This window comes from Vibrio sp. 1069 (genome assembly GCF_033340555.1).
Map to the genome: position 1 here is coordinate 1 of NZ_JAWOWP010000668.1, position 583 is coordinate 583.

The 583-nt window shown below is 44.1% G+C and carries 1 protein-coding gene; it reads right to left on the bottom strand.

All coding sequences use genetic code 11. The annotated features are described in order from the left end of the window. Window positions 1-583: type-F conjugative transfer system secretin TraK (locus tag R7040_RS28365; RefSeq protein ID WP_318097874.1), on the bottom strand; the 583-nt coding region annotated here is incomplete at both ends.

The window sequence follows — 583 nt, forward strand, 5'->3', positions numbered from 1 at the left end:
CTCCGCTCAACAGTGAAGGACGACGAGTAGCCGATTCGGTTTTCTCGCGCTGTTTTACTGCCACGTACACTTCGGTTTTCTGACCTGGCTCAAGAACCTTATGCGGCCATGAAGTCACACCAGCAACACTCCAGTTTCCGCAAGATTGCTCTTTGAACTCAATAGGTTCACTTGTGACGTTTCGAGCAATACCTACAAATACAGTCAAATGATGCCCCATCATCATTTGTCCATTTGCAAAATTGACTGAAATACCAGGCTGCGCACACTGAGGTAATTGAACATTGCTTGGAGTTCGATTCATGGAGTAGCCATTAGGGATTTCACCAAGAGCCAGTTTTCTGAATACTGTTCGAAGTGTTTCGATATATGGCTGACTTTGCTCCCAGCTTTTAGCTTTGTTGTTTGCAAACATGCCAGGTATTAAGCTGTTATTGTCGAGCTTCAAAAACACTTCACGAGGTGGGATTCTTTGAGGAACCATTGTTAAACTCAGCGCACGAGCTTCTGAGCCCTTTTCTGTAATGAACATGGTTACTGGGTATTCTTTTGCCGTAGCCACATAGATAACATTCTCTTTGAT